Genomic DNA, 20,044 nt, shown 5'->3' on the forward strand with positions numbered 1-20,044 from the left:
AACAGGAAAACCGGCCATACATTTTGTAATGAACATCGTGCATGGCATTATTTCAAATTGCAAGCAAGGCCGTGCGCCCTGCCCCAAAGCGGGTGTCAGACGCTGTGCGAAGGGGCAGTTTCAAAGATCATGGTCTTGGCTTCAAGATAAGGGTGCAATCCCTCAACCCCGCCTTCGCGCCCGATGCCCGATTGCTTGAAGCCGCCGAATGCGATGTTGAAATCACTCCTGAAGCCATTGTGCCCCACGGTGCCTGCGCGCAATTGCCGGCCCACTGCATAGGCACGGTCAGGATCGTTGGTGAACACACTGCTGTTCAGGCCATAGATCGTGTCATTGGCAATGGCGATGGCCGCTTCCTCGCTTGATGCGGGGATCACGCTGACCACGGGGCCGAAGATTTCTTCGCGCGCGATGGCCGAACAATTATCGACGTTGCCGAACACGGTGGGTTCGATGAAGTAGCCACGGTTAAGATGCGCCGGACGTCCGCCGCCTGCGGCAAGCCGCGCACCATCGGCCTTGCCTTGTGCGATAAAGCCTTCCACGCGGTCACGCTGGCGCTCCATGGCCAACGGCCCCATCTGGCTGGATGCATCGAACGGATCACCCACGGTGATTTTGCCGAACGCGGTGGCCAGAGCATCGACGAAATCATCGTGGCGCTTGTCACCGATGATGATGCGGGTCAGCGATGCGCAGACTTGTCCGGTCATGATCGGCGCGGTCCGGGCGATGGCTGCAGCGGCCTTTTCCACGTCATAGTCATCAAGGATCACCGCAGGCGATTTGCCGCCCAGTTCCAGAGTGACGCGGGCAATCCGGTCGCCACAGATCGAGGCGATCTTGCGGCCCGCAGCGGTTGATCCGGTAAAGCTGACCTTATCGACGCCGGGGCTGCGCACCAGCAGTTCGGACACTTCGCGTTCGGCTGTCAGCACGTTGACAACGCCTGCAGGCAGACCGATTTCTTCGCAGATTTCCGCCATGAAATAGGGTGATGCAGGCGCTTCGGGCGATGCCTTGATGATCACCGTACAGCCCGCGATCAGCGCCGCTGCCACTTTATACCCCATCAGCGCATGTGGCGCGTTCCACGGGATGATCGCTGCCACAACGCCCACCGGTTCGCGCACCAGCAAGGCGGGCTGCCCCATCGACGAGGTGTGTTTTTCCTCCCACGCAAACGTGGTGCCAAGCCCCGCGTAATAGCGGAACACATCTGCCACGCCTTTGGCCGAATAGATCGACATGGCGCGGATCACACCTGATTCCAGCGCCCACGTATCGGCCAGTTCTTCGCTGCGCTTTTCCCATGCATCGGCGATGCGGTTCAAAAAGACCCCGCGTTCAGCCGGTGACATGCGCGGCCACGGCCCTGTGTCAAACGCCGCCCGCGCCGCCGCCACGGCGCGGTCGATGTCGGGTGCCTGCGCTTCGGCCACGGTCAGGAACACTTCTTCGGTGGCACTGTCGACCACCTCGAACGTGCTGGTGCCCGAAGGTGACACCCAGTTTCCACCGATGAACAGGGAACCGGGGTTGCGGACATGGCCCTTGCGGACAGCAGTAGTGGTCATTGGTGTCTCCTGTTCAATGCAATCGCTGGAATTGGGAACGGCGCTCAGGCCGCCTCGACCGCGTCCTTGGCTGCCACATATCCCCACACCAGGCTTGGTCCCACGTTGACGCCCGATCCGGGGCTCGTGCGCCCCATGACTGATGCTGCCGAAACGCCCGTGGCATAAAGCCCGGCAATCGGCGTGCCATCTTCACGCAATACCCGTGCCTTTTCATCCGTCACCACCCCGCCCAGCGTGCCGACATCGCCGGGGATCACGGTCAAGGCGTGGAACGGACCTTCGCTGATTTCGCCCAGCGTTTCGTTCGGCTTGTGGAACGGATCGCCCAGCCACCGGTCATATGCCCGCGCGCCACGCTTGAAATCATCGTCATGGCCCTTGGCCACAAAACCGTTGAAGCGATCGACCGTGCCGCGCAATGCCGCAGGATCAACGCCCAGCGATTGCGCCAGGCCTTCAATCGTATCGGCTGTGTGCAAAAAGCCCTTTTCGGTCCATTCCGCAGGCTTGGCCGACCCGGGCATTGTCCCTGCAATCATCACGTTCTTCATCACGCGATTGTCAAAGATGGCATAGCTTGGAACCGCAGGGACCGACTTGTTACGCTCGATCATGCGCTGGCAATATTCGGTATAGGAACCGCCTTCGTTCAAATAACGCACGCCGCTCTGGTCCACCAGAATGGCGTGGGGGGCAGCCGTCAACCCTTGGGCACCGGGCTTGATCGGCCATGCCTCGCCGCCCGGCGGCAGCGCCAACTGGCTGCCGACAAAGCTGTCCATCTGCGCAATGGCTGCGCCGTGGCGCATCATTTCCTGGATCATTTCACCGGTATCGCCTTCGGCAACGCTGGTGTGACCAGTTGACGTTCCGGGCATGTACTGATCGCGCATCGCCTGATTAAGCGCAAAGCCGCCGGCGTTGACCAATACGCCCAGACGCGCACCCACGCGGTGCGGCTTGCCGTCCTTTTCGGTGACAACGCCAACCACACGGCCATCTGCGACGATCAATTCCTTGACCGCTGACTTGACGCGCAGCTGTGCGCCAGCCTTGAGCGCGGCCTGCATCATCCGGCCCTGCAATGCCGCGCCTGCCGTGACATAGTTCTTGCCGGTCAGCTTGGCGCCAATGATCCGCAGCCCCATGCGCATCAAAGCCTTCTTGGCAGGCCAAGATTTCTTGACGTGCGGCAGCTTCAGCGCATCTTCAAGTGACACAGGCAAAGTCAGGAAATTGGGCCGCAGCAGTTTCTTGGCCTCGCCCAGTTCGTTTGCGTCGAACAGATCGGCCACCACGGTGCGCCCCGGAACCGAACTGCCGGGGGCTTCATCATAATAATCGGGCCAGCTTGAAATGCGCGAGAACTTCAGCCCTTTGCCGATCAGGAAATCGAGCATGCGCGGGCCTTCTTCAAGTAACGCCTTGCGCCGCGCCTTTGATGCACCGGGCGTATCATTGTGATCGCCCACGACCGCATCGAGATACTTGGTTGCCGCCTCGATGCTGTCAGGCACGCCCGCCTTGGCCATGAACGGGTTGTTCGGAATCCACATCACCCCGCCCGAACGCGCGGTGGTTCCGCCGATCTGATCGCACTTTTCCAGCACCACGGCTGATTTTCCGGCAGAGCAGGCGACAATCGCCGCACACATCGAACCGCCGCCACTGCCGACCACGACAAAATCGAACGTCTCGTCAAACCCGCTCATGCCCAAGAAACCTTTCCCGAATGCGTTATGGCCCGACGCCAATCGTGCGGAACGTGCGCCTGTCGCAAAACGATTTGCACCACTGCTTATGCATTTTGTTTGACCACTTAACCGCTAGATTTTCCGGGGGCAATGCACGAAAAGCACTGGCGGAAATATACTGTCTCTGGGCGCCCGTTCCATGCGCAATCGAAAGGTTCACACATGCCGCTTGAGAACAATTCAAGCTACGCCGGAAAGCGGGTCGTCGTAGTCGGCTGCCATTCGGGCATCGGTCATGCCGCCGCGCGTCTGCTGCTCGATTGCGGCGCGCACGTGCACGGACTGGACTGGAAGCCCTGCGATTTGCCGCTTGATGCCTTCACGCAAGTGGACCTGCGCGAATCTTCCAGCATCAATCGCGCCTTGGCCGAATGCAAATCTCCGGTCGATGCTCTGTTCAATTGCGCAGGAATTCCGCCCGGTGCCCCGCCGGTTGATGTGATGAAGGTCAACTACATCGGCACGCGCCATCTGACGGATGGAATTGCCCCGCTGATGCAACCGGGCAGCGCCATCGTCAACGTCGCGTCAACCGGTGGCATGGGCTGGCCGCACCATCTGGCGGACCTTCGCAACCTGATAGACCTGGAAGACTTCGACGCCGCAGTTGAATGGTGCGCATCCCGCCCGGAGATGGTCACCGAAGGCTATCGTTTTTCAAAGGAAGCGGTAATCGTCTGGACGATGATGCATTCGGCATCGCTGATCGGGCGCGGCATCCGCATGAACTGCACTCTGCCCGGCGCGGTGCAGACGCCCATGCTGGTCGAGATCGAAAAGGTCACGCCAACCGCCGTCATCGATCAGGTCGCACAGCCCATCGGGCGGCGTTCGTCAGCGGATGAACAGGCGGCGGTACTGCTGTTTCTGGGCAGCGATGCGGCGGGTTACATCAACGGTGCGGTGCTGCCGGTGGATGGCGGCTTCATGGCCTCAATCGGGGTCCGCTAGTCCGCCTACGGTCCGAGATAGGTCATCCCCTCGGAACGCAGATCGGGCGTATCCTGCTTCCACCTGACCGAGCCGAACGGGCGCTCCAGCATCCGGCGCACGCGCAGTCCGCCCGATGCGCTGAACGCCCGCGCAGCTTCCTGCACATCGCGGTCCGACTGGGTATAGCGGTCACGCATGCGCAAGTAATCGCCCCAGGTCGGGCAGTGGTAGCGTTCGGTCCACAGCGCGGGATCGGCAATGTCGCGGCAGATCGACCAGTCGAACCCGCCATTGCGCAACCGCGTGCGCTGCACCTTGCGCATCGCCTCATAGAATTCACGGGCGTGATCGGGATCTACGTCATAGTCGATTTCGATCACCACCGGGCCGGACCGCAGCGTAATCGCCATGCCCACATCCGGCTCGTTGCCCAGCACTACCATCTCCACGTCGGCCTGGCTGGGCGCGGCGGGCAAGGGCAGGATGAACGATACCAGCGGCAGCAATAGCATCATCACGCCCGATGCGATCATGGCCTGTTCAACCGACCACTGCCCGGCCAAAGTCCCCCACATCCACGCACCAAAAGCGATGCCACCGGTCAGGCCGGAAAAGAACAGCGACAGCGCCCTTGCTGTCACCCAGCGCGGCGCGGTTGTCTGGACCGAAATGTTGAGCAGCGAGATCATCATGATGTTCGCTCCGCCCGAAACAAACATGCATGCGCACGTCAGCCACAGCGAATGGCTGTAGCCGACCAGCATCAGCGCGATTCCCGATGCGCCTGCCAGCAGCGTTGCGCCGCGTTCCGGGCTGACTGCCTCGGCTAAGCGCCCAGTCGTCACCGCGCCCAGAACCGCGCCTACCCCGGCTGCGCCCAGCAACACGCCATAGATGCTGGCATCGCCGCCCAGCAGGTTCTTGGCGATCAGCGGCGCCAGCGCCGTGGCGGTGGCCCCTGCCGTGCCGAACAGGAACGCACGGATCAGAACGGTGCGGATCGGCCTTGCATGATAGACATAGCGAAGCCCCGAAACGATCGCCCGGTCAATCCGTTCGGGCGGAAGGCGCGATGGCAGGGGCAACCGCTTCCAGAATACATAGACCATCAGCAACGGCAGGTAGAACAGCGCGTTGATGGCAAAAGCGGCCTTTGCCCCTGCCGCCAGCACGATCACCCCGCCCAGCGCCGGGCCGAAACTGCGGGCAAGGTTGTAGCTGACCGAACCCAAGGCAATCGCCTGCGGCATCAGCGCAGGCGGCACATGCTCACCAATCGATGCCTGCCACGCCGGACCATAGAGCGCCACGCCCGATCCGATCAGCGCGCAGAATGCCAGCAGCACCCACGGCGTGGTCAATCCAAGATAGGACAACACTGTCAGCGCGGTGGCAAAGGTGATGGCCACCGCCAGCCCGGTCATCGCAATCTTGCGCCGGTCAAACATGTCCGCCAGCGCGCCTGCCGGCAGGGCCACGAGCATCATCGGAAGCATCAAGGCCGTCTGCACCAGCGCGACCAGCCCCGGAGAAGAGGCCATCCGGGTCATTTCCCATGCCGCCCCCACACCGAGGATCAACTGCCCGAAATTGGACATAAGGCTGGCGATCCATATCCGCCGATACATCACCACGCGCAACGGAGCGAAAGTGCCAGCGGTCCGCCCGGTATCGTCGTGCGCGGTCTGCCCCACAGATAATGCTCCTCGGATGGTGTATTATCGTCCGGGCTTAGACACAACGCTGCCCACTGGCAATCGGGACAACAGCAGATGCAGCAGGGGCAGGCCTCGCCTGCGCGCGCCCTGCCCCTCACAGTTCACTTCAAGCCGCTCATGCCATTTCGGGAACGCGCGCCTCCTGCGGTCCGCGCACAAGGCGGCCCGGCACAGCGTCGGTCATCACGCCATCGCGCACCACCACTTCACCGCTGACCAGAGTGTAGCGGAAGCCATCGACCTTCTGCATCATGCGCTTGCCGCCTGCCGGCAGATCATAGGCCATGTATGGCGCGGGCAGATGCATCGCATCAAGATCAATGATGTTGATATCAGCCTTGCGGCCCGGCGCGATCACACCACGGTCGTTCAAGGAATACACCGCCGCCGGTTCGCTGGTTTGCATGCGCACCACTTCTTCCACAGGGATCCGGCTGCCACGCGTGCGGCCCTTGACCCAGTGGGTGAACATGAAGCTGGTAAAGCTTGCATCGCTGATACTGGCCACGTGCGCTCCGCCATCCGAAAGCGACGCCGTGGTACGCGGATGACTCAACTGTTCGTGCAGGATGTCGAGGCTGCCCTGCATATATGCCGCCACGGGCACGAACAGCAGCGCCTTGCCGTTCTGCTCCAGCAGCGCATCATAGGCATATTCCTGCGGGGTCACGCCTTTGGCGCGCGCCAAGGCTTCGACGCTTTCTTCAGGCGTCGGTTCATAGTTCGGCGGATCGCCCAGCGGGAACATCTTGTCAAACCGCGTGGCAAGGCCGGTGAGGGACTTGGACATGTCCGGCCCATCTGCCAGCAGCCTGGCCCGGAAAGCGGGATCACGCATGCGCTCCACTTTTGCGTCAAACGGCAGTGCATCAATCTCGGCAAAGACGGGGTAATAGCTGAACGGGTTGAGGGACGTTTCCAGTCCCATCAGGAACCCCGGCGGACGCCACGGCACGGCTGCGCGGATATCCACGCCTTCGGTTTCGTAAATCCGCTCCAGCGCATCCAGCGTCGGACGGAAAGCGAAAGGGTCGCTGTCCGGGTTCACTTCCACCAGCGAGAAAATCACCGGCTTGCCGGTCTTCTTGCCGATTTTGCTCATCCACGCGAGGTCTTCGGGCTTGCCCAGCTTGTCAGAAATAAGCTGGAATACGCCCGATCCGGCTTCGGCCATGCTATCGGCAATGGCCAGCAGTTCCTTGGGTTCAGCCGCCGTGCCGGGGATCAGTTCACCGTCCTTGGACAAGTGAATGAAGGTGCGCGATGTGGAAAAGCCCAAGGCCCCCGCTTCAATCGCTTCCTTGGTCAGCTTTGCCATTTCCGCCACGTCTTCAGGCGTCGCATCGGCTTGCAATGCCCGCTCGCGACCCATGACGTAGGCCCGCAACGGTGCGTGCGGTACTTGGGCGACCACGTCGATGGCATGTGGCTTGCGGTCGATTGAATCGAGGTATTCGGGAAAAGTCTCCCAATCCCAGCTGACCCCTTCAGCCAGAACGGAACCGGGAATATCCTCAACCCCTTCCATCACGTTGATCAGGTAATCACGCGCTTCGATACCGGGGCGGATCGGCGCAAAGCCCATGCCGCAATTGCCCATGACCGCTGTGGTCACGCCATGCCATGCGGCGGGCGACAGCAGCGGGTCCCACGTTACCTGCCCATCGTAATGGGTGTGGGTATCGATAAAACCGGGCGTCACCAGCAAGCCGGTTGCGTCGATCTCCTTCGCGCCGGGACCGATATCATCGCCTACGGCAACGATGGTTCCGTCCTTGATGCCCACATCGCCGGTGAACGAAGCGGCACCGGTGCCATCAACGATGGTCCCAGCCCGAATGACCAGATCAAACATCAACAATCTCCACTTCAAATATTGCGATCAGGCCGCCAGCGGCAATCCTGTCGAAGACCCTTCGCCAAACACGCGGGTCACGTCCTCGCCCCGGTCATACCGCGCGCTCCATTCGTTGAAATACTCCGGCAGCGGCTGATGCTCGGGGTTGTGCCACGGCATCTGCGACATGGTGATGCCATAGACCGACTTCAGCTTGGCCATGCGTGGCACCTTGAAGTTCGAATAACCCGTCAGGATTTCCGGCGGCAGTTCGGGGAACGCCTTCTGGAATTCCTCGGTGATCGCGGCGATCACTTCACCCACATGGCGCATGAAGCCCTTGAATCGGGTAATGCGGTACATGTAGCTGCCATAGACATGGTCATAGACCAGCAGACCCGAACTGCGGTGCTCGATCTCTTCGCAGAAGTGCCACAGGAACAGCGATGCCACGCGCGCATCACCGTTGAACAAGTGTTCGCGGTGGTCCAACATGACCTTGAACGATGGCGTGAAGATGCTTTCCAACCCGCCGGTGTAGGCGATATGGTACTTCAGCGGTTCACGCGCATAGAGATCGTCATACATCTGCACCGCGCGATCCAGCGCAGATTGCAGTGCCGGGGTCTGCGCGATCAGGGCCTTCACATGTTTGCGATGCGCCATCGAATGCAGGCCTTCTTGCGCGCGGAAATCCTTGGCTTCCTGAAGAATGCGCGGATCGGTGATCAGCGGCTCGACATCGCGCATGGCCTGACAGATGTACTTTTCAAACGCGATGGCGAAGAACGACAGCTTGTTCATGGTCACCGCGAACTCGGGGTTGTTCTTGTTCCAGACAAAATCGACACCGTCGAAGTTGAAGGGGATCCGCCGCACTTTCAGATCAATCATCGCCCGCTCCTGTATGCCAGCCTGCAGCAATGGTCCGTCGTAGGGAACATGCCGCTCGATTCCCCGTAGTCATAGCCCTTATCGGACACTGTGTCCAGTATAGACAACACGTCCATTTATTTTTATGGAGATCGCATGGCATCACCAGTCAAAGCCGCAGAGGACCAACCCAAGCCCGTGAACGCACGGCGCGCAGCCACGCGTGAGCGCATCTGCACTGCGGCCAATCACCTGTTTTTCGATTATGGGTTCGGGGCGGTCACGATGGAGCAGGTCGCGCTTGCCGCCGATATTCAGCGTTCAACGCTCTACCTGCACTTTCGCGAAAAGGACGAAATCCTGGCAGCCATTGCTGAAGGATACACGGCCCGGTTGCGCCCGGTGATCGCCCGGTTGGCTGGCCCCTCACCCAGCCGCGAAGAGATTGCGACGTGGGTGCAGGAGTTTGCCGTCTTTGTAAGCCGCGAGCGCGAGGCAACCGAACTGCTCGTCTCGCTTAGCCACTTGCCCAAGGCCCCGGCACCAGCCATCGCTTTCGGGCAAGATTTGCTGGCCATGATGGCCGAACGCCTCGTTGCCATTCGCGAGGCGTTGCAGCCTGGCAACCATACCGCGCGGGCATGGATGATTGCCGTGATGGACACGCTGGGCTGGGCCTTGTGCAACCATGCCCGCAGCGGCGTGACCGAAAGTTCCCAAGCGCGCCTCGCCGTATCGGCTGAAGGCCTGTATCGTTTCGTATGCGGAGATCTTCAAAAATGACTGACGTGATCACGCCGTTCCGCATCGCGATCCCGCAGGCGGATCTAGATGATTTGGCACAGCGCCTGGCCCGCACCCGCTGGCCGCAGGAAATCGGCGATAACAGCCAATGGCAGGCCGGCATGAACCTTGGTTACATGCGCGAACTGGTGGATTACTGGCGCACGCAATACGATTGGCGCGCGCAGGAAGCGGCGATGAACCTGCTGCCGCAATTCCGCACCGTGATTGACGGCGTCCCCGTTCACTTCGTCCACATCAAGGGCAAGCGCGCCGAAGGTGCTCCTGCCCCGATCCCGCTCATCATCAATCACGGGTGGCCGTGGACCTTCTGGGACATGCGCAAGATCATCGGCCCGCTAACTGATCCTGCCGCCCACGGTGGCGATGCGGCAGATGCCTTTGACGTGATTGCGCCCTCGCTACCCGGCTTTGCCTTTTCAAGCCCGCTGACAACCGAAGGCATGTTTTTCAATCCCACGGCTGATGTGTGGGTAAAGCTGATGGATCGGTTGGGTTATGACCGCTTTGCCACGCAGGGTGGCGATATCGGGTCGTTCGTATCGGCACGGCTTGGGCACAAGTATGCAGACAGGGTCATCGGCGTCCACCTGCACCTTGCCGGCGCTGTCATGCCACCCTTCCCCGCGCCAGATGATTATGCCCCCGAAGAACGCGAATGGGGCGCCAAGTTTGCGCGCTTCATGGCCGAGGGCAATGGCTACATGCAGATTCAGCGCACGCGCCCGCAGACGATCGGTTTTGCGATGCACGACAGCCCGGTGGGCCTTGCCGCGTGGCTTACCGAAAAGCGCCGGGCGTGGAGCGATTGCGGCGGCGATGTGGAATCGGTGTTCAGCAAGGACGATCTGATCACCAACGCCATGCTCTATTGGCTGACCGACACATACGTCAGTTCCGCACGCCACTATTACGAAACCAAGGCCGAAGCGATGGCCCCTGCGCATGACCGGCAGCCACCGGTCGAAGCGCCAACCGCATTGCTCCAGTTCAAGGGCGACGTGTGGATGCAGCCGCGCAAATGGGCAGAGCGCTATTACAACCTGAAGCGCTGGAACATCGCCGAGCGTGGCGGACACTTCGCGCCGATGGAGACGCCCGACGTGCTGGTTGACGATATCCGGGCTTTCTTCAGGACACTGCGGCCCGACCTTCTTCAAAATCACGGATGATCCGGTCAAGGGTAGGCCGGTAGTCGCCCAATCCCTTGGGCAAAGACATCGGCCTGCCTTCGGCGTCGCGCTTGGTATCAGCAATGTCCTTGCACCGGATCAGCATGATTGCAGCGCCGATGATGGCTTGATTGGCTTCGATATGGATATCGATCGCCCGACCACGGGTCAGCCCGCGCCGTTCAAGCATGGACAGGATGTTTGCCGCATAATCCTCGGCCCGGTCCGGAGTCTCGCCGCCCACCTTGCACGCAGCATCGACAATCGCGTCCAGAGTCAACCGTCGCGGACGCCCAACGACGCGCTTGCCTTTGGGGACAGGAGCCATGGTACCGGTCGCAGTCAGGGTTTTCTCAACGGGCTGGGTGTCCACGGTCATCCGAGAATCAGCCTGCCACCCAACTCTTGCTTCAACGATAGCGAATTGGCGATATTTGCCAGACTGGACGCGGCGCGGGTCGTACGCAAGATGCTTTGGCGATATGCTGCAGGTGCGTCCAGATATTTTTCGAATCACTATCGACAATTCGAGTGATGCGAATTAAATGCAAACTCAGGCGGGTCGAACCGTCCCCATCATATTGAAATATTGGTGACAGACATGAAGATTTCTTCTGCGTTCGTTATTGCCCTCAGCCTTTGTGCAGTTCCTGCCGCAGTGCACGCACAAGATGCTGCACCCGCCCCCGCAGCAGCAGTCGTGGCCAAGGTTGGTGATCTGGTCTGGTCAGTCGATGGACGTCGCGTCGGTCGCGTCGAACGTATTCGTGGCACCAGCGCCGCTGTCATCATCGACATGAAGATGATCTATATCCCCTTCGAAAAGCTCGGCACCAGCGAACGTGGCCTTGTCAGCACCTTGACGCTCAAGGAAATCAAGCACCTCTGATCGATCGTTACCCAGCGCCTGCCGCCCTGCATGTTCTGTCATGTGGCGGCGGGCGTTTGCCGCATGCCGCGCATCATGAATGAAAATGCGCACATGGCCTGCTCTGCCGCCGTCACAGGTTGCGCCGCGTTAGCAATAGACAATGCGGCATCATGAAGCGCTGCCTGGATCATGCCCGCAAGCGGAGTGATCGGCTGCCGTTCAACCAGCCCCTGATCCATCAGCATTTGCAGCGCATCGGCAGTCCCTTGCGCGACGAATGCCGATTGCAGTTCGCGCCAGCGCACCCACCCCAGCACCGCCGGACCATCGATCAGCAGGATCCGGCGGTACTCGTCGCTTTCGGCCACCAGCATCAGATACTGCTGAAATGCCTCGGTTACTTGCGACCATAGATCGCCTGATAGCGACGCAACAGCGGACCTCGATCTCTCGTTCAACTCCGCAACCACCAGCCGGAAGACGGCGGCGAACAGATCCTCCTTGTCAGCGAAATGATGATACAATGCGCCGCGCGTAACCTGCGCCTGTGCGGCAATCTCTATTGTCCCCGCCGCGTGAAAACCCACCTCGGCAAACAGCGCGCGGGCCACTGCCACGATGGTTGCGCGCGTGGCAATGGCCCGTTCGCGCTGCGCTTCCAGATTGCCGCCCCGGCCTGATTTCTGCACAGCATCCATTGCAGCGCTCAAACGATCCGTACCCCCGGATAATCGCCCAGAATGATGCTTTCCATATCGCCATAGCCGCCGTTTGCACCTTCACGTATGCGCACGGGTCGGTCGCGGATCTGCCAGCGATAGGTTTCGGCCAGCTTGGCGGGGTTGTTCACATCCTCGATGGTTTCGCCATCAAGGAATGCCTCGCCCTTGTAACTTCCGTGGATCTGCCCCTTCCATTCGCCATACATGCCCGGCAGCAGGCGAAAGCCCATTTCAGGGTTGATGACCTCGATTTCGAACATGCGTTCTTCTACAGACTTGCCCTTACCCGCGATGATCGCCGTCACCGTGCCGCGCATCGCACCGCGATCAGACGCGCGATAATCGATCTCGGGATAAAGGTGCAGGATCGGAATCTGCCGCCCGTCGCTTTCATTGATATAGCCGCTGAAAAAAGCGGGCGGCCCCTCGCCGCCGAAATCGCGGAAATAATAGGCAAGATCATAACTGGTGCCGTCTGCCCGGTCGATTTTGGAAACCAGCCAGTTGAAATGAAACGCGCTTCCGGCCTTGTTGCCGCCGGTGGTGCCGTGGCCGCCGGTGGGGGCAAGGTCGGCCGGATCAAGGCCGACATGTTCGCGCACGCCCCATGACCGGTCGCGGAACCCGAACCATTCGTCCGGGTTCACCTCGTGCCGCTGGCCCTCGATCTCGATCCATCCCGAAACGGTGCCCGCCTGATGATAGCGGATCACATCGGACGCGGCGCGACCCGCCTGGATCACCACATCGCGATTTTCAAAGAAGCCCGGCATCGTTGCGTGAAAGGTCAGTTCAAAGCGCAGCGGTTGGGCGGCATTCTCGGCCAGCGTCAGACGGATCGCTTTCAGCGGTTCCACCACGTCGTAGCCCAGCGGCCCCACGCCCATCGCTTCTGGTGCTGAATCGAGCAGACGGCTCGCCCGGACAGTGAACTGGCGGGTCCCGATCTGTACCCCGGCAAAGCCATCGACGATGTTGCGGTTGGCGTATTTGCCAAGGCCGAAGCCTGCCTGGAGCGAGCCATCCTTGCGCATCAGGGTAAACCACGCTTTCTCCGTCCACGCGCGTTCGGGCGTGGCTACGGCAGCAAAAGTATTCACGATCTGGTGATTGAAGAATTCGTCCGCGCCGGTCAGGGCCGCAATTGTCGGGACCATGTACAGGTTGTCCTTGTTCGCATATATCGCCGGGTCAGTGGCCGCTGCCAGCCAGCATCGCCGCGACCACACCGAGGTAGTAATCGAGGTTCTGCTTGAAATAGGCGAGCTTGGGATCGGTGCTGCGCCCAGTGTTGAACATGTTTGTGCCTTCGGCAATGATCGCCGTGATTTTCGCGATCTGGGCAATTTCATGCCAGACAATACCCGCTGCGGACCGGCCGGAAACGTCCTCCCACAACGCGATAACTTCGGCCCGCTTCATCATTCCGGGCAACTTCGGCGCGCGCGTGGCACCATGAAATTCGCTTTCAAACAGATAGAGCATATAGCCCAGATCGGCCATCGGTTCGCCGTTCAGGCTCATCTCCCAGTCCAGCATCGCGGACATGCGGAAATCGTCCCACATCAGGTTTGAAAGCTTGGAATCCCCCTGAATCACCGCAGGCGGCCCGCTGATCGGGGCAGGCGTTTTCAGCAGGCGTTCGATCATGTCCGCCAGCTGCGGGCACTGCGCTGCTGCCGCAAAGCGCTGCCACATCCGCACGTCATCCTCGGGCGAAACGGGCGCGCCCAGCACGTCAAGCGGGGCCAGCCGCGCCAGACCGGCAAAGGCTGATACCCAATCCCGGCACATCGCCCGGCGCACAGCGTCGGGCGCCTGCGTGAACCACGGCTGCATTTCGATATCATTCACGGATTCACCCGGCACGCGGCCCATGATGAAAAACGGAGCGCCCAGCAGATCGGCACTCTCTTCAACATGCACGATGCGCGGCACCGGGGGCGCGCCGGGCGTGCTGCCCAGCGCCGCATAAATGCGCGCCTGCCCGATCACGTCATGCCCATCCAGCATCGCCCCTGCCGCTGGTGGCAGACGCAGGATCAGATCCGGCCCCTCGATCAGATAGGTATCGTTCGAAAAGCCGGTGTTCATCGGAGTGACGGCGACAATCGCCTTCTCGTCGGGCAGCAGCGTGGAAAGCGTCCACTGCAATTCGGCCAAGTTCCGCACCATGCCCTGACTGTTCCCCGCTCCATTGTGCGAAAACGCCGACGTCTTTCACAAGCCGACCATCACGCTACATACAGTTTGTATGTTGCTTGACAGTTCGCTCGTCAAGGCCCTCTCTTGATCCCCGTCGCACCACGCCGACCTTGGCAAAGGCTTTTCAGCCCGGAACAATCCGCAAGCGCGGCTGTCACGCCAGAGTTGCGCGCGAAGCGCACATCCTTCAATCAATGCACTTGTGCTAATGCATTTTTTCGGCACAAGGGTAGCGACAAAAGCCGCGTGCCAAACCGGCTGCCTGAGAGGTGCCAATGGAATTGATTTCCTACATCCCAGCGTGCCCGTGCCCGGCATTGCGCACGCCTGCAGGTAGAGCCGTGTCCGCAATTGCCCTGACGGCGGGCCGCACGATCCGATTGGACCGAAGGAACTGAATGGTCATGGAAAAAAACAACGAACTCCTCTCGGCAACCGATGCGCAGATTGACGATGCGATGCAATATGCCTCACCCATGGTGCTGCGCGGCTTGCTGTATCAGCTGACCGGGGATGAAGAAGTCATCGCAATGCCGCCCGGAACTGCGGCAAAATTCGGCACCGGGCGCGAAATGAAGAACGATGCCGATGCCGCGCTGCTCAAGGCGAAGGGCGCGGCGTTTCTCAAGCGCTATCGCGATGCCGGCGCAGGCCAGATTGATCTTGGCCCTCAAAGCCGTCTGCGCACCAGCCTTTCGCTGACAGCAGGGCACGATATTCCCGAAGCAGACCTTCATATTTGGCAAGAAGAAGCTGCTTTTGATCCATGGGCGCGCGGTGTTCATTGGCAAGGGGGCACCCCGCCACGGGCCGTGGAAGGCTTCAAGGTGGCCGTCATCGGCACCGGCATTTGCGGCCTGAATGTTGCCGTGCAGCTGAAAAAGGCCGGTATTCCGTTCGTCGTTTTTGAAAAAAATCCCGAAGTCGGCGGCTCATGGTACGAAAACCGCTATCCCGGTGCGCGGGTGGATACATCGAGCCGTGGCTACACCCACCTGTTCGGCTACGATTACGTGTTTGAATACAGCTACTCCCCGCGCGATCACAACCTGCGCTACTTCAAATGGGTGGCCGACAATTTCGGGGTACGTGGCAATATCGTGTTCAACACCGAAGTCACCGCAATGCGGTGGGACGAAGCGGACGCAAAATGGCACGTGGATTCACACGGCCCGTCCGGTACGGTTACTGAGCAATTCAACGCTGTCATTTCTTGCGTCGGCTTCCTCTCGCGCCCGCAAATTCCCGACATCAAGGGAATGGACAGCTTTGCCGGGCACGCCTTCCACACCGCAGAATGGCCCGAAGGCGTAGACGTAAAGGGCAAGCGCGTGGCCGTGGTCGGATCGGGCGCTTCAGGCTATCAGACCGTGCCGGTCATTGCCGAAACTGCGGCACATCTTACGCTGTTCCAGCGCAAGCCCAACTGGTGCCTTGAAGACGAGATATATCTCAAGAAGCTGCCCGCGCAAGCCTTGTGGATTGATCGCAACTTCCCGTTCTACAGCAATTTCGTGCGTTTCCGGGTGGGCGCTCTGATCAATCCGGATACGTCAAAGGCGGGGATCATGGTCGATCCTGCTTTCGATGACCCCCATACCTTAAGTTTTGCCAACAAGATGACCCGCGACATGTGCGTGGCTTTTGCCACCCGCAAACTGGGATCGAGGCCGGATCTGCTGGAAAAGATGATACCGGACTTCCCGCCAATGGCATCACGCCCGATCCGCGTGGATTCCGATTATTGCGTCTATGATGCGCTGCTGCGCGACAATGTCTCTCTCAACACTGACCCGATCGACGAAATCACTCCCAAGGGGATCATCTCCGGCGGGGTGGAGCACGAATTGGACATCATCACCTTCGCTACAGGCTTCAAGGCGAACGATTATCTCTGGCCAATGGAGGTGCGTGGCCGGGGCGGCCAGCGCATCGAGGATGCATGGGCAAAAGATGGCCCACGCGCCTACCTTGGTTCGATGGTAACAGGATTTCCCAACCTGTTCATGTGCTATGGCCCCAACTCGAACAATTTCGGCGGCTTTACCGTGGTCGATCTGCTCGAACTCGTCGGCCAGTTTGCCTTGCGCTGCATCGCGGGCCTGATCGAAAAAGACAAGCGCAGCGTCGAGGTGACCGAGGAAGGCTATTGGCGCTTTGCGGACATTCTGGACGAGGTCGAGCGCAAGATGATCTACATGGATCCGCGCGCGAACAACTACTACCAGCATCAGGGGCGGTCCTGCGTAAACGGCCCAGTCGACATCCGCCGGATGTGGCGCTGGCTCAACGATCCTGCAGGAATCCCGCCCGCTGAGACCGACGCAGGCTTGCGCCCGTACTTTGGGAAAGATTTGTTGGTAAGCTAGGGCCTCGACCGCCCATGTACAGCGAGCGCGCGTCAGGTCTCACGGAGCGGCCGGCGCGCCGCAGCTGGAGTCTGCGCTTCATCTCGGACTTTCCCGCATTCCGCGGACGGGCGGCTATCGACTTGCTAGATGAAGTTGGACGGCGCTTGAAGGCCCGCTTTTGACTGCTATGCAAGTGGACCGGCCCGATCAGCCGGGCTTCTTCCCTGTCCTGACCAGCAGTAGCAGCGGGATTGCAAAAATGCAGGCCAGCGCCATCGCGTAGAAGTCGTTGATATAGGCGATCATCGCGGCCTGCTGGCTTACCAGCCCGTCGACGATCCTCAGCGCCGCCTCGCCAGTGCCACCGAAGGCAGTGATCCGGTCTAGGTTGAACGGGACCAGCGCCTGCGTGACATGCGCGCCAAGCTCTGCATGGTTGACTTGCACGCTGCGCGCCAGTTCCACCGACGCCAGTGCGATGCCGATAGACGAGCCAAGGTTGCGCATCAGGTTGGCAAGGCTGGAGGCATCCGTGCGAAACTGCGGGGCAAGCGTCGCGAAGGCGATCATGTTCATAGGAATGAACGTGAAGCTAAGGCCAAGGCCCTGCAACAGCCCAGCAGCGATGATCGGGCCGCGCGGCATGTCGGTTGACCAGCCAGTCATCATCCACATTGATGCGCCCATCAGGAACAGCCCGAGCGCTAGCAGCAAACGATCATCGACCCGCGCAATGAAGCGGCCGAACACCGTGACCGAAACGAGCATGCCAAGGCCACGTGGCACCAGCAGCACGCCAGACTGGAAGGCGGTGTAGCCATAGATCTGCTGGAGAAGGCCCGGCAGGATAGCCATGACCGACATCATCACCAGCCCGACCAGAAACATGAAGGCCAAGCCCACGGTGAAGTTGCGATCCCGAAACAGTGCCAGTGGAAACAGCGGATTACGCCCGCCCGAGATGTGGAACACGCCCAACCAGCAGCACGCAGCGGCTATCACGGCATATGTCACAATCTCTCCCGAAGCGAACCAGTCGACCGTCAGGCCCCGGTCGAGGATCAACTGGAACGCCGATACGGTGAGCGCCACCAGCAACCACCCGACGATATCGATCTTCCGATCGTGCGTTGGAGTTTTTGGCAGATACAGCGCGAGCAGGGCAAAGCAAAGCACACCAATCGGCAGGTTCACGTAGAAGACCCAGCGCCAATTGTAGTTGTCAGTCAGCCAGCCGCCCAGAATCGGTCCGGTGATCGGCCCCAGCATGACACCCTGCGTATAGATCGCCATCATCTTTGGCCGCTCGGCCAAGGTGCTGGAGTTGAGCGTGATCGTTTGCGCAAGCGGCGCAAGAAACGCGCCTGCCAAGCCTTGCAGGATACGAAAAGCCACCATCTGTTCGATGTTCTGGGCCACGCCGCACAGCATCGACGCGACTGTGAATAGCAGCACGGAGGCCAGCATCATTGCGCGAATGCCGAACTTGTCGACCAGCCAGCCTGCCAGCGGCAAGGCCACGGCAGAGGCCAGCACATAACTGGTCAGCACCCACGTGATGGTATCCTGGGTCGCACCGAGGGCTGCGCTCATATGTGGCAACGCGACATTGGCGATGGTGGTGTCGAGCGTGTACATGACCATTGCCGCCATCGACCCGATCAGCATCAGGGGCCTGTTGCGCGAAATGATCGTCGGCGTTTCGGAAGCGCTATTCGCCGACATGGACCGTTACATCGGAGCTGAGGCCCGAAATCAGGGGCCTTGCGGATTTGCCTTCAATGGCAATGCGCACGGGGACGCGCTGGATCACCTTGACCCAGTTGCCGGTGGCGTTTTGTGCAGGCAGTACCGAAAATTCCGATCCCGTGCCCGCCCCAATGGATTCAACCCGGCCCTTCAGCTTCAGGCCGGGGTAGGCGTCTAGTTCGATATCGACGCGCTGGCCGGGGCGCATGTGATCGAGGTCTGTCTCCTTGAAGTTCGCCTCCACCCGCGCGCTGCCATCGCGCACGATCGACACCATCGGCACGCCCGGAAACACCATCTGCCCGATCTGCAGCCGGGTAACCTGCGTCACCACGCCGTCCGCAGGCGCACGCACGACCGTGCGCTCCACTTCGAGACTGGCCCGCGCGCGCGCGGCCTGCGCCGCGGCAATCGCCGGATCGACGCCGGGAACGGCAGACCCTTGCGCCATCTGGGCGCGCGCCTGTTCGACCTCTGCCTGAATCGCCGCGATCCGGTCGCGCGCGCTGGCCACAGCGTGCCCTGCGGTATCCATGCGGGCGCGGGTGTTAAAGCCCTTGTCCATCAGCGCTTTCTCGCGCGCATAGTTGGCCTGCGCCAGTGCCAGATCATCGCGCGCGCCTGCCAGCTCTGCAGCCTTGGCGGTGATGTCGGAGGCCATCGCGGTCACCCGGGCCTGAGCAGTCGCAATCTGGGCGTCGGCCTGCCTGACAGCTGCGGTAAACGTGGCCGGATCGATGGTGAACAGCACATCGCCCGCCTTGACGCGCTGATTCTCGCGCACATTGACCTTGGTCACCAGCCCGGTAACCTCGCCGGCAACCGCAACGATGTCCTGCTTGACGTAGGCGTTGTCGGTTTCCACCACGCCCGGCTGCCCGAACCAATACCACAAGCCGCCCGCCACCGCGAGCAATGGCCCCAGCACCATCAGCACCGCGCGCATGCGCCTGCGCTGCGGAGGCCGGGCAGGGTTGCCTGCCGCCGCCGGGGCATCTGTCACGGGAAAGGGATCGGCTTCAGCCATTGGCCTCGTTCACTTCAACAGGGGTTTCATCGGAAAGATTGACTCGCACACGTTCGAGCAGCGCCTGCAACTGATCTTTTTCCGGATCGGAAAAGCCGGCCACGGATTCATCGATCACCGCCTGCGCGCATTCGCCCATTCGGGCCATCAGGTCTTCGGCCTTGGCGGTCAGGAACAATTGCCAGCGCCGCCGGTCGGCAGGATCGTCGCGCCGCTCGACCAGCCCGAGCTTCTCCAGCCGGTCGACCATCCGCCCGACGGTGATCGCCTCGACCTCAAGCCACGCGGCCAGCGCGCCCTGATTCATTCCCGGACTGCGCTGGATCGCGGCGAGCGAGCGCCATTGCGTCCCCGTCACCCCGAACTGGCGCGCTGCCACGCCGAAGCGCTTGCGGAACAGCCGCCCTACATCGGATGAGAGGAACGCCACGTTGACTTTCATGGC

At 60.9% G+C, this 20,044-nt stretch carries 17 protein-coding genes; 5 read left to right on the forward strand and 12 right to left on the reverse strand.

The window, feature by feature from the left end:
- Positions 1 to 95: 95 nt before the first annotated feature.
- On the reverse strand, positions 96 to 1,580 hold the full coding sequence (locus tag RM192_RS18155) for an aldehyde dehydrogenase (RefSeq protein WP_311509063.1): 1,485 nt from the start codon (positions 1,578 to 1,580) through the stop codon (positions 96 to 98).
- 44 nt (positions 1,581 to 1,624) lie between these two features.
- The gene (locus RM192_RS18160; protein WP_311509064.1) at positions 1,625 to 3,295 is read right to left on the reverse strand and encodes an FAD-dependent oxidoreductase; all 1,671 of its coding nucleotides are present in this window, start codon (positions 3,293 to 3,295) and stop codon (positions 1,625 to 1,627) included.
- Between the two features lie 204 nt (positions 3,296 to 3,499).
- Here RM192_RS18160 and RM192_RS18165 point away from each other — a divergent pair, with 204 nt between their 5' ends.
- The gene (locus RM192_RS18165; RefSeq protein ID WP_311509065.1) at positions 3,500 to 4,288 is read left to right on the forward strand and encodes a coniferyl-alcohol dehydrogenase; all 789 of its coding nucleotides are present in this window, start codon (positions 3,500 to 3,502) and stop codon (positions 4,286 to 4,288) included.
- Positions 4,289 to 4,293: 5 nt separating this feature from the next.
- Here the strand turns inward: RM192_RS18165 and RM192_RS18170 are convergent, their stop codons facing one another.
- The 3 genes from RM192_RS18170 to RM192_RS18180 form a co-directional block, all read right to left on the reverse strand.
- Positions 4,294 to 5,964: an MFS transporter gene (locus tag RM192_RS18170; protein ID WP_311509066.1), complete on the reverse strand. Its 1,671-nt coding sequence runs from the start codon at positions 5,962 to 5,964 to the stop codon at positions 4,294 to 4,296.
- 139 nt (positions 5,965 to 6,103) lie between these two features.
- A complete protein-coding gene (locus RM192_RS18175) occupies positions 6,104 to 7,843 on the reverse strand; it encodes an amidohydrolase family protein (RefSeq protein WP_311509067.1) in 1,740 nt (579 codons plus the stop codon).
- Positions 7,844 to 7,870: 27 nt separating this feature from the next.
- Positions 7,871 to 8,719, reverse strand: coding sequence for a metal-dependent hydrolase (locus RM192_RS18180; protein WP_311509068.1), 849 nt, complete (start codon positions 8,717 to 8,719; stop codon positions 7,871 to 7,873).
- Between the two features lie 135 nt (positions 8,720 to 8,854).
- On the opposite strand from RM192_RS18180, the gene RM192_RS18185 reads away from it, so the two are divergent.
- Together RM192_RS18185 and RM192_RS18190 are read left to right on the forward strand one after the other, a co-directional pair.
- Complete coding sequence (locus tag RM192_RS18185; RefSeq protein WP_311509069.1) at positions 8,855 to 9,481, forward strand: TetR/AcrR family transcriptional regulator; 627 nt, start codon at positions 8,855 to 8,857, stop codon at positions 9,479 to 9,481.
- Complete coding sequence (locus tag RM192_RS18190) at positions 9,478 to 10,674, forward strand: epoxide hydrolase (RefSeq protein WP_311509070.1); 1,197 nt, start codon at positions 9,478 to 9,480, stop codon at positions 10,672 to 10,674. The genes RM192_RS18185 and RM192_RS18190 overlap by 4 nt, the downstream gene beginning before the upstream one ends.
- On the opposite strand, the gene RM192_RS18195 is transcribed toward RM192_RS18190, so the two are convergent.
- Positions 10,634 to 11,053 (reverse strand): hypothetical protein, encoded by a 420-nt coding sequence (locus tag RM192_RS18195; protein ID WP_311509071.1) that lies wholly within the window; start codon positions 11,051 to 11,053, stop codon positions 10,634 to 10,636. The genes RM192_RS18190 and RM192_RS18195 overlap by 41 nt on opposite strands.
- Before the next feature lie 222 nt (positions 11,054 to 11,275).
- Here RM192_RS18195 and RM192_RS18200 point away from each other — a divergent pair, with 222 nt between their 5' ends.
- Positions 11,276 to 11,563, forward strand: coding sequence for a hypothetical protein (locus tag RM192_RS18200; protein WP_311509072.1), 288 nt, complete (start codon positions 11,276 to 11,278; stop codon positions 11,561 to 11,563).
- Positions 11,564 to 11,601: 38 nt separating this feature from the next.
- Here RM192_RS18200 and RM192_RS18205 read toward each other — a convergent pair whose 3' ends face one another.
- From RM192_RS18205 to RM192_RS18215, 3 genes are read right to left on the reverse strand one after another with little or no spacing between them, the layout of a single operon-like run.
- The gene (locus RM192_RS18205; protein WP_311509073.1) at positions 11,602 to 12,243 is read right to left on the reverse strand and encodes a helix-turn-helix domain-containing protein; all 642 of its coding nucleotides are present in this window, start codon (positions 12,241 to 12,243) and stop codon (positions 11,602 to 11,604) included.
- Positions 12,244 to 12,251: 8 nt separating this feature from the next.
- Positions 12,252 to 13,424, reverse strand: a complete 1,173-nt coding sequence (locus RM192_RS18210; protein WP_311509074.1) for a hypothetical protein — start codon at positions 13,422 to 13,424, stop codon at positions 12,252 to 12,254.
- A 34-nt stretch (positions 13,425 to 13,458) separates the two neighbouring features.
- A complete protein-coding gene (locus RM192_RS18215) occupies positions 13,459 to 14,442 on the reverse strand; it encodes a phosphotransferase family protein (protein WP_311509075.1) in 984 nt (327 codons plus the stop codon).
- Between the two features lie 434 nt (positions 14,443 to 14,876).
- Here RM192_RS18215 and RM192_RS18220 point away from each other — a divergent pair, with 434 nt between their 5' ends.
- Entirely contained in the window at positions 14,877 to 16,841 is a 1,965-nt protein-coding gene (locus RM192_RS18220; protein WP_311509076.1) for an NAD(P)/FAD-dependent oxidoreductase, read from the forward strand.
- A gap of 189 nt (positions 16,842 to 17,030) precedes the next feature.
- On the opposite strand, the gene RM192_RS18225 is transcribed toward RM192_RS18220, so the two are convergent.
- From RM192_RS18225 to RM192_RS18235, 3 genes are read right to left on the reverse strand one after another with little or no spacing between them, the layout of a single operon-like run.
- Positions 17,031 to 18,548 (reverse strand): DHA2 family efflux MFS transporter permease subunit, encoded by a 1,518-nt coding sequence (locus tag RM192_RS18225; protein ID WP_311509077.1) that lies wholly within the window; start codon positions 18,546 to 18,548, stop codon positions 17,031 to 17,033.
- On the reverse strand, positions 18,535 to 19,599 hold the full coding sequence (locus RM192_RS18230; RefSeq protein ID WP_311509078.1) for an HlyD family secretion protein: 1,065 nt from the start codon (positions 19,597 to 19,599) through the stop codon (positions 18,535 to 18,537). The genes RM192_RS18225 and RM192_RS18230 overlap by 14 nt, the downstream gene beginning before the upstream one ends.
- Positions 19,592 to 20,041: a MarR family winged helix-turn-helix transcriptional regulator gene (locus RM192_RS18235; RefSeq protein ID WP_311509079.1), complete on the reverse strand. Its 450-nt coding sequence runs from the start codon at positions 20,039 to 20,041 to the stop codon at positions 19,592 to 19,594. Before RM192_RS18235 ends, RM192_RS18230 begins: the two co-directional genes overlap by 8 nt.
- Positions 20,042 to 20,044 lie beyond the last annotated feature (3 nt).

The sequence above is a fragment of the Novosphingobium sp. MMS21-SN21R genome, assembly GCF_031846015.1.
Classification (GTDB): Bacteria; Pseudomonadota; Alphaproteobacteria; order Sphingomonadales; family Sphingomonadaceae; genus Novosphingobium.

Coding starts and splice junctions, on each gene's coding strand:
- RM192_RS18155 (WP_311509063.1), bottom strand. CDS start 1,580: ATGACCACTACTGCTGTCCGCAAGGGCCATGTCCGCAACCCCGGTTCC.
- RM192_RS18160 (WP_311509064.1), bottom strand. CDS start 3,295: ATGAGCGGGTTTGACGAGACGTTCGATTTTGTCGTGGTCGGCAGTGGC.
- RM192_RS18165 (WP_311509065.1), top strand. CDS start 3,500: ATGCCGCTTGAGAACAATTCAAGCTACGCCGGAAAGCGGGTCGTCGTA.
- RM192_RS18175 (WP_311509067.1), bottom strand. CDS start 7,843: ATGTTTGATCTGGTCATTCGGGCTGGGACCATCGTTGATGGCACCGGT.
- RM192_RS18180 (WP_311509068.1), bottom strand. CDS start 8,719: ATGATTGATCTGAAAGTGCGGCGGATCCCCTTCAACTTCGACGGTGTC.
- RM192_RS18185 (WP_311509069.1), top strand. CDS start 8,855: ATGGCATCACCAGTCAAAGCCGCAGAGGACCAACCCAAGCCCGTGAAC.
- RM192_RS18190 (WP_311509070.1), top strand. CDS start 9,478: ATGACTGACGTGATCACGCCGTTCCGCATCGCGATCCCGCAGGCGGAT.
- RM192_RS18195 (WP_311509071.1), bottom strand. CDS start 11,053: ATGACCGTGGACACCCAGCCCGTTGAGAAAACCCTGACTGCGACCGGT.
- RM192_RS18200 (WP_311509072.1), top strand. CDS start 11,276: ATGAAGATTTCTTCTGCGTTCGTTATTGCCCTCAGCCTTTGTGCAGTT.
- RM192_RS18205 (WP_311509073.1), bottom strand. CDS start 12,243: ATGGATGCTGTGCAGAAATCAGGCCGGGGCGGCAATCTGGAAGCGCAG.
- RM192_RS18210 (WP_311509074.1), bottom strand. CDS start 13,424: ATGGTCCCGACAATTGCGGCCCTGACCGGCGCGGACGAATTCTTCAAT.
- RM192_RS18215 (WP_311509075.1), bottom strand. CDS start 14,442: ATGGTGCGGAACTTGGCCGAATTGCAGTGGACGCTTTCCACGCTGCTG.
- RM192_RS18220 (WP_311509076.1), top strand. CDS start 14,877: ATGGAAAAAAACAACGAACTCCTCTCGGCAACCGATGCGCAGATTGAC.
- RM192_RS18225 (WP_311509077.1), bottom strand. CDS start 18,548: ATGTCGGCGAATAGCGCTTCCGAAACGCCGACGATCATTTCGCGCAAC.
- RM192_RS18230 (WP_311509078.1), bottom strand. CDS start 19,599: ATGGCTGAAGCCGATCCCTTTCCCGTGACAGATGCCCCGGCGGCGGCA.
- RM192_RS18235 (WP_311509079.1), bottom strand. CDS start 20,041: ATGAAAGTCAACGTGGCGTTCCTCTCATCCGATGTAGGGCGGCTGTTC.